The organism is Reyranella sp. (assembly GCF_052439685.1).
Taxonomy (GTDB): domain Bacteria; phylum Pseudomonadota; class Alphaproteobacteria; order Reyranellales; family Reyranellaceae; genus Reyranella.
Map to the genome: position 1 here is coordinate 34,288 of NZ_JBQVQG010000037.1, position 7,967 is coordinate 42,254.

Genomic DNA, 7,967 nt, shown 5'->3' on the forward strand with positions numbered 1-7,967 from the left:
GGCAGGATGGGCCGTACGCTCCTACTGGTCGAGCTGAAGGGGGGCAATGACGGGCTGAACACGCTCGTGCCCTATGCCGACCCCAGGTACCGCGAACTGCGCGCCGGGATCGGCGTTCCCCGCGATCGCATCCTGCAGCTCGACGAAAGGGTCGGTCTCCATGAGAAGCTCGTGCCTCTGATGGAGTCATGGGAGGCGGGCGATCTCGCGATCGTCCAGGGCGTCGGTTACCCCTATCCAAACCGCTCGCATTTCCGGTCGATCGAGATCTGGGATACGGCCTCGGCGTCGTCGCAGACATTGAGCGAGGGCTGGGTCGCGCAGGCGTTCAACGGCGCCAGCCTGGCCAAGGGCGTCGGCGTCGACTGCATCGTGGCGGACACCAATGCGCTGCCGGCGACCGGACCGTCATTGCGCACCATCGTGATGCAGGACGCCGAGAATTTCCTGCGCCAGGCCGGCGCGATCCGTTCGGCGTCAGCGCCCGGCGATGGCGGCAATCCAGCTCTCCATCACCTGCTCTCGGTACGGCGCGAGATCAATGCCGCAGCGGCGGGGCTCCGCGACCGGCTTCACGACGTGCCGGCGCCAGCCGAAGCCTATGGCCAGGAGTATCAGCTGGGTCGACAACTCGACCTCGCGACGAGGATCCTCGCGGCCAAGGTGCCGGTGGTGGCCATCAAGGTGGCGTTGGGCGGCTTCGACACTCATGCCAACCAAGCGCCCACGCACGAGCGTCTGCTGGCCTTTCTTGCCGCGAGCCTCGCAACGTTGCGTCGGAATCTGATCGCGGCCGACCTGTGGCGCGACGTCGTCGTGATGACTTATTCGGAGTTCGGCCGTCGCGCCAAGCAGAACGCCAGCGGCGGTACCGATCACGGCACGTCAGCGCCGCAGTTTGTCATGGGAGGCAGCGTACAAGGAGGCCTCCACGGCGCCTACCCGTCACTGTCGGATCTCCAGGACGGAGACCTCAGGCATGCGGTCGACTTCCGCAACGTCTTCGCCACGCTGGCCCGGGGCTGCTGGGGCCAGTCGTACGATTTCGGCCTGCGCCAGCCGCAGAGGCTGAGTTTCCTCTCTTAGTTGATCGTGGAGACGCCCCGCCCGAGGAGTTCGTCTCGCACGGATCCGCGGTCGGCCTCGATCCGGATGTACCAGATCAGCAGCGCTGCGATGATCTTGATGATCACGGGAACGACGATATAGACGATGACCAGAGCCGTCCCGCTGTACTGGTCCTGCGACGGATTGAACCCCAGCACCGCGGCCACGGGCAGGGAGCCGGCGGCGCCGATGGCCGTCGCCAACTTGGTCGAGAGCGCCCACAGCCCGAAATAGGCGCCGGTGTCGCCCTTCGTGTCCTTGCCTTCATCGGAGTTGATGATGTCGGCCAGCACCGAGGGCGGCAGGCCGTAGTCGGCCCCGATGCCCAAGCCGGTGATGATGGCAATCGGCATGAACCAGACGAAGTCGCCGGCGCCGAGGAAGACGCCGAACGACATCGCCACCGCCGTCAGGACCATGGCGATGAACCAGGCGGCGGTCTTGCTGAAGCGGCGGGACAGCAGCATCCAGAGCGGCACGCTGGCGGCGGCGGCGCCGAAATAGACCAGCAGGATGATGCCGGCCTGCAGCTTGTTCCCCTTCAGCACATGCTCGACGTAGAAGAGCATTACCGAGACCGCGACGCCCAGCGCCGCGCCATTGACGATGAAGACGAGCAGCAGGCGACGAAACAGCCTGTTCTTCAGCGGCGCGAAGAACGGGATCAGCGTCTTGATCGTGGAGCTTCGCTCCATGTTTCGGGTCGGTCGCGACAGCGACGGCATCAGGCTGATCAACCAGTCGCGGAAATACCGGACATGGATCTCCGGATTTTCGCGCACGACCGGCGGATGCACCGACGGCGGCGACCAGAGCAGGGTCGGCAGGGAGAAAAGCACGGCGATCGGGATGAAGATCAGCCCCATGTAGACGTAGCCGGCATGCTCGCCCATCTGGGCGGTGAAGTAGGTGGGGAGCACGACCGCCATGGTCATGCCAATCAGGCCGAAGACCTCGCGGCCGACCGTGACCCGGGTGCGCTCGTTGTAGTCGTCGGTCAGCTCCGCCCCGTGGGCGTGATAGCTGATCGACACGCCAGCATAGCCGAGATGGACTACGAGAAGGGCGACGAACAGCCAGGTCGCCAGCAATACCGGTTGGGTGAACACGGACTGCGGCGGATGGAACAGCATATAGAAGCCGCCGATCAGCAGCGGCAGCATGAGCGCCACGAAGGTGAGGCGGCCGCGCGGGCCTCGATGGGTGAACTTGTCGCTGATCAGGCCGATCACCGGATCCTGCACCGCGTCGATCACGCGTGTCGCGATGAAGATCAGGCCCATGATGCCGAGCGGCACCTTGAGCACCTCCCCGTAGAAGTGGCTGACGTTGAGAACCACAGGCAGGGCCGCCATGTTGAGCGGCAGCTGGTTGGTGGAGTAGGCGACGAGACGGTCGAAACGCAGCCTTATGGACGTCGTCGAGCTGAGGCCGGACTTGGGCGCATGCACGCGGATTTTGCCTTCCTGTTCGGCTCACCTTTGACCGGCGGCCTCTTGATTGCCGACAGTTATATATGCCTGAAGTGTGCCTGCAAAACGTCTGTCCGGCGCATGGAAAAGCCTGCGGCACAATAGGCCAGGTAGTACCGCCACATTCGCCGGAAGCGGTCATCGAAGCCCATGCGACCGACCTGGTCGGCGACACGGTCGAAGCGCCCGAGCCAGGTTTCCAGCGTTCGCGCATAGTCCAGTCCGAAACTGTAGAGCTCGGCGACCTTGAGGCCGGCCTGCCGGCACTGTTCGCGCATGCTCGAGGGAGACAGGAGCATGCCGCCGGGGAAGACGTAGGTCTGGATGAAGTCCGGATGCTTGCGGTAGCGCTCGAAGAAATCGTCGGCGATGACGATGGCCTGTACGATCGCCGAACCGCCCGGCACCACATGGCGCTTCAGCGTCGCGAAATAGTCGGGCCAGTACCGTTCGCCGACCGCCTCGATCATCTCGATCGAGACGATATGATCGTAGCGGCCCTCGATGTCGCGATAATCGCGGAACTGGAGGTCGACGCTATCGGCCAGCCCGGCCTTCTGCAGCCGGGCACGGGCATAGTCGAGCTGCTCCTTGGAGATGGTCACGCCGGTCACCCGCATGCCGCGCCGCGCCGCGACCTCGGCGAAGCCACCCCAGCCGCATCCGATTTCCAGGATGCTGTCCCCCTGGCGTGCACCGAGCTGAGAGAGGATGCGCTCGTACTTGGCTGTCTGGGCGGCTTCGAGCGCTTTCTCCGCCGCGCCCTCGTAGAGGGCGGAGGAGTAGGTCATGGAAGGGTCGAGCCACAGGCCATAGAACTCGTTGCCCAGGTCGTAGTGGGCATGGATGTTCTTCTTCGATCCCTCGCGTGTGTTCTCATGCCGCCGGTGCAGGAACTTCAGCAGCAGCCCGTGCAAGAAATTCGTTCGTGTGATCTTCCCCAGAGCCTGCTCGTTGGCGAGCAGCAGGCCGATCAGGGTCGGCAGGTCGGGCGACTCGCAGAAGCCCTCCATGTAGGCTTCGGCGAACCCCATGTCGCCGTCGAGCAGCACCCGGCGAAAGAAACGCCAGTCACGCACGTCGATCTCGGCGTAAGGCGATGCGTCGGGCTTTCCGAAGACGCGCACCTTGCCGTCGGGAAGTCGCACGCTCAGGCGACCGACGGACAGACGTTCCAGGGACTTAAGGATAAACCGGGCGGCGAGGGGCATGCGGTCCGAAGTTCAAGTCAGCGGGTCACGAGCTCCGACGGCGGTGCTGGCTTAGTGTAAAATCTCGCCCGCTTCCGCCACAGATGCAAGGCCTGCCAGTGGATCCGGACCATGACGCCCAGCGTCATGGTCGGGTTGGCGAGGAAGCGCCGCAGGATGCCGCGATCGTCCAGCGCCTCGCGTCGCCCGCCCACTGACGTCGCCAGCATCAGGCCCTGGTCGTCATGGTAGTTCACGTCGACATGCGCGCGCTCGTGGTCGAGGCGAAAGCGGAAGCGATAGCCGCCCTCGATCGGCAGGAAAGGCGAGACGTGAAACACCTTGCGGCCTTCGAACCATTGGTCCGGCTCGATCGGCGCCCCGTCGTCGTGATGGACCAGGTAGCAGTGGCTTTCGCCGAACGTGTTGTTGACCTCACAGAGGACGGCCCGGAGCGCCCCCGTTTGGTCGCGGCAGAACCAGAAGCTCACCGGGTTGAACACGTAGCCCAGCATGCGGGGCATCGTCATCAGCACGACCTCGCCGTCGCAGAAGTCGGCGACGCCCTGCTGGCGCAGGATTTCCCCGAGCCAGAGCTTGAGGTCCGAACCATCCCTTGCGCCATGGTCGGCACGGCGAAAGGAGACGGTGCCGCGGCGATCGACCTTCAGCCAGCGGCCGGCCGCGGTTTCGACCGCATCGAGGCCGAGGCAGAGATAGCCCACCTTGTAGCGGAACGTGTTCTCGCGCGGCCTCAGCCGCCGATGGACGACGGTGGCGGCGACGATCGAATGAGGTGAGGCGCGGCTCACGGTGTCTCGGCCGCGGTGCGGGCGGCCACCGGAATCGGCAGCGGCGGGATCGACGGCCTGTCGGCCACGACTCGCGGCGGGTCGCCGATCCGGCGGTGCTCGTCGGGACGCGGCCAGGGGCGGTGGACGCCCAGTTGCTCGGCAACGTCGAGGCCCGCCGACAAAGCGTCCTCGTGGAAGCCATAGCCGCAGTAGCTGCCGCAGAAGTAGGTGCCGCGTACCCCCTGGATGCGATGCAGATCGCGCTGCGCTCGGATAGCTGCGGCGTCGTACATCGGATGCTCGAACGAGAAGCGGGCATGCGCCGTCGCCGGCGCGGGCGTGCGGCCGGGATTCACCGACACGAACAGCGGGGCGCTGTCGGGCAGGTTCTGCAGCCGGTTCATCCAGTAGGTCACGCTGACGTTAGTGTCGCGGCTGCGGCTGTCGGCAACGTAGTTCCAGCTCGCCCAGACGTTGCGGCGCTTCGGCATCAGGCTTTCGTCGCCGTGCAGCCATACCTCGTTGGTCGAGTAGGCGAAGCGGCCGAGCAGGTCGCGCTCCGACTGGTCGGCGTCGGTGAGAAGGGAAAGAGCCTGGTCGGCATGGCAGGCGAGCACGACCCGGTCGAAGCGATCCCAGTGGCCGCCCGCGTCGCGCACTTCCACGCCCTCGCCAAGACGCCGGACGGCGCTGGCGGGCGTCGCCAGCCGCGCGCGCGCGCGCAGCGGCGCAACGATCCGCTCGACATAGGAACGGCTGCCGCCGCTCACCGTGCGCCATTGCAGCTGCGGCCCGATGGTCAACAGGCCGTGATTGTTGAAGAAGCGCGCGAATGTCTGTGCCGGGTAGTCGAGCATGCGTCCCAACGGCATCGACCAGATGCAGGCCGCCATCGGCACGAGATAGCGGTCGCGGAAGGCCGCGCCAAAGCCTGCCTCCTCGATGAAGTCGCCGATCGTGAAGTCTAGGTCTTCCGACTTGTCGAGCAGCTGCGGCGCCATCCGGTTAAACCGCAGGATGTCGTGGGTCATCCGCAGGAAGGAGGGACGGGCGAGGTTGCTGCGCTGGGCGAAGTAGCCGGCGAACGAACTCGCATATTCGAACCCGCCCTCGTCGAGGCTGACGGCGAACGACATGTCGGACGGTTCGGTCGGCACGCCGAGATGGTCGAACAGCGCAATCAGGTTGGGATAGTTGCGCTCGTTGAAGACGATGAAGCCGACATCGACGGGCAGGCGTCCCTGCGTCGTGGGGGCTTCGACGGTGCAGGAGTGTCCGCCGAAACGGTTCTCACGTTCGTAGACGACCACGTCGTGGCGGCGGCTGAGGAGCCAGGCGGCTCCGAGACCGGAGACGCCGGCGCCGATGACGGCGATTTTCATTTTCGAAAGCTCCCCTCGATGCTTCTAAGCTGATTTTTTGATGGTTTGGAAGGCGGCCAGCGCCCGGTCCCGGGCGGCGCCGTGCTCGACGATCCGCGCCGGATAAACACCGGTTGGCACGGCAGCCTCCCAGGGACGATGAATCGCGCTGTCGGGCAGGTGGGCGAGCTCCGGCAGCCAGTGCCGGACGTAATCCCCGTCAGGATCAAATTTTTCGCCCTGAAGAACCGGATTGAACACACGAAAGTAGGGGGCGGCATCGGCGCCGCAGCCGGCGACCCACTGCCAGCCTGTGGCATTGTTCGCCAGGTCGGCGTCGACCAGGGTGTCCCAGAACCAGCGCTCCCCTTGGCGCCAGTCGATCAGCAGGTCCTTGGTCAGAAAGGACGCCGCGATCATGCGCACGCGATTGTGCATCCAGCCGGTCGTCCAGAGCTCGCGCATCCCGGCATCGACGATGGGATAGCCCGTCCGACCGCGTTGCCAGGCCGTGAGCGCCTCGTTGGGATCGGCCCACGGGAACGCATCGAACTCGGGCCGGAAGTTTCGCTCCGCCAGACCGTCGTTGTGGAAGATCAAGTGGTAGGCGAATTCGCGCCAGCCGACTTCCGACAGAAATTTTTCGGTGGCGGCCGAGGCGCCCCGGGTCATCGCGGCGTGCCAGATCTGACGGGGTGAAATCTCGCCGAACGCGAGATGGGGAGACAGGCGGGACGTCCCCTCTACCGCCGGCAGGTCGCGCGCTTGTCGATAATCTTCGAGCGCCTCGTCGAGGAAATGGGCGAGCCGCTGCTTCGCGCCATCTTCGCCCGGCGTCCAGGCGTTGCGGATTCCGCCTGCCCAATCGGGCGCGGTTGGCAGCAGGTGCCATGAGGCGAGCGGGTCACCGGCCAGCCACGATTCGGGCGCCGGGACATGCTGCGGGGCAGGCAACGGGGGGGAGGGCGGCGGCAGGGTGCGGCAGGCGCGCCAGAACGGCGTGAACACCTTGAATGCGTCGCCGCCGCGGGTCGTCACGTCCCAAGGTTCGTAGAGCAGGTTGGCCTTGCAACTCCCGACCGTGATACCCCGTTCGGACAGCGACGTCTTCAACCGTGCATCGCGCTCGCGTGCAGCCCGGTCGTACACCCGGTTCCAGAACACGGATGAGGCCCCGCATTCGGCCGCGAGGTCGCCGAGGACCTTGTGGGCGGGGCCGCGGCGCAAGACAAGGCGCGATCCCAGCCGACGCAGGGAGGCGTCGAGCGCGTGGAGGCTGTAGTGCAGCCACCACCGCGAAGCGGCACCGAGCCGCCGCACGCCCTGGGTTTCTTCGTCCAGAATAAACACCGGCACGACCGGACGCCCGGCCTCCAGCGCCTTGATCAGCGCGGGGTTGTCCGAGAGGCGTAGGTCGCAGCGGAACCAGACGATCGAAACCGACATGTGCGGGATACGCACATGGCGGACGAACGGATGATCAGCCTTGAGCTAGGTCAGGAGCGCGGGCAGTTGGGCGCCGGCCGCATCTCCAGGCTCTGGAGATCTGCGGTCACGGTGAGCATGCGGGTATCGACGGTCAGCCGGTCGAGGACGCCGTTCTCGAACACCTGTGCCGTCACGGAGAAGAGCGGGCGCTGGGCCTGGTCGCGGCCACGCGTGAAGCTCATGGACACCGGCCAGGACTTGCCCTTGGGCAGGGCAACTTGCTTGTCCACCGGCCGAGCCGCCCGCAGGCGGCCGTCTTCCAGCTGCGTCACGTCGATCAGGAATCCGTCGCCCATCACCTCGGGGTCGAACATCAGCGCGGGGAACGACGTGGCGTTGGCGCGCAGCCGTTCGGTGAGGTGGTCGATCGCCGCCACCGGCATCAATGTGGCGAAGGGTAGGAAGAACTGGGAGGGCTGGGTGCCGGCCGTCGCGATCTCGGCGCGCAGTTCGCCCTGGGCGCGCTGGACCCGCCCCTTCGTCTCGCGCTTGTTGCCGTTCTGAATCTGCGTGGTCTGGTAGCGGAGGCTGTTGCCGCTGCGCGGCTCCACAGCG

The 7,967-nt window shown here is 65.9% G+C and carries 7 protein-coding genes; 1 reads left to right on the plus strand and 6 read right to left on the minus strand.

Translation table 11 applies throughout. The features are described 5' to 3' along the window. Positions 1-6: 6 nt before the first annotated feature. Positions 7-1,086 (plus strand): DUF1501 domain-containing protein, encoded by a 1,080-nt coding sequence (locus tag ACT6UX_RS27605; protein ID WP_444778370.1) that lies wholly within the window; start codon positions 7-9, stop codon positions 1,084-1,086. Here the strand turns inward: ACT6UX_RS27605 and ACT6UX_RS27610 are convergent. The 6 genes from ACT6UX_RS27610 to ACT6UX_RS27635 all read right to left on the minus strand — a co-directional run. Next, positions 1,083-2,558, minus strand: coding sequence for an MFS transporter (locus ACT6UX_RS27610; protein WP_444778371.1), 1,476 nt, complete (start codon positions 2,556-2,558; stop codon positions 1,083-1,085). The two genes, ACT6UX_RS27605 and ACT6UX_RS27610, sit on opposite strands and share 4 nt — an antisense overlap. Before the next feature lie 59 nt (positions 2,559-2,617). After that, entirely contained in the window at positions 2,618-3,727 is a 1,110-nt protein-coding gene (locus ACT6UX_RS27615) for a class I SAM-dependent methyltransferase (protein WP_444778372.1), read from the minus strand. Positions 3,728-3,807: 80 nt separating this feature from the next. Next, positions 3,808-4,581 carry a DUF1365 domain-containing protein gene (locus tag ACT6UX_RS27620; RefSeq protein ID WP_444778373.1) on the minus strand — a complete coding sequence of 258 codons (774 nt, stop codon included), beginning with the start codon at positions 4,579-4,581 and terminating at the stop codon, positions 3,808-3,810. Further along, positions 4,578-5,945: an NAD(P)/FAD-dependent oxidoreductase gene (locus ACT6UX_RS27625; protein WP_444778374.1), complete on the minus strand. Its 1,368-nt coding sequence runs from the start codon at positions 5,943-5,945 to the stop codon at positions 4,578-4,580. The genes ACT6UX_RS27620 and ACT6UX_RS27625 overlap by 4 nt, the downstream gene beginning before the upstream one ends. A 24-nt stretch (positions 5,946-5,969) precedes the next feature. Beyond that, positions 5,970-7,370 (minus strand): cryptochrome/photolyase family protein, encoded by a 1,401-nt coding sequence (locus ACT6UX_RS27630; protein ID WP_444778375.1) that lies wholly within the window; start codon positions 7,368-7,370, stop codon positions 5,970-5,972. Positions 7,371-7,420: 50 nt separating this feature from the next. Continuing rightward, the coding region (locus ACT6UX_RS27635; RefSeq protein WP_444778376.1) for an EipB family protein at positions 7,421-7,967 on the minus strand (547 nt) is incomplete at its 5' end.

Excerpts from the sequence above, each read along its gene's own strand:
- ACT6UX_RS27630 (WP_444778375.1), bottom strand. The coding sequence starts at position 7,370 with ATGTCGGTTTCGATCGTCTGGTTCCGCTGCGACCTACGCCTCTCGGAC.
- ACT6UX_RS27625 (WP_444778374.1), bottom strand. The coding sequence starts at position 5,945 with ATGAAAATCGCCGTCATCGGCGCCGGCGTCTCCGGTCTCGGAGCCGCC.
- ACT6UX_RS27605 (WP_444778370.1), top strand. The coding sequence starts at position 7 with ATGGGCCGTACGCTCCTACTGGTCGAGCTGAAGGGGGGCAATGACGGG.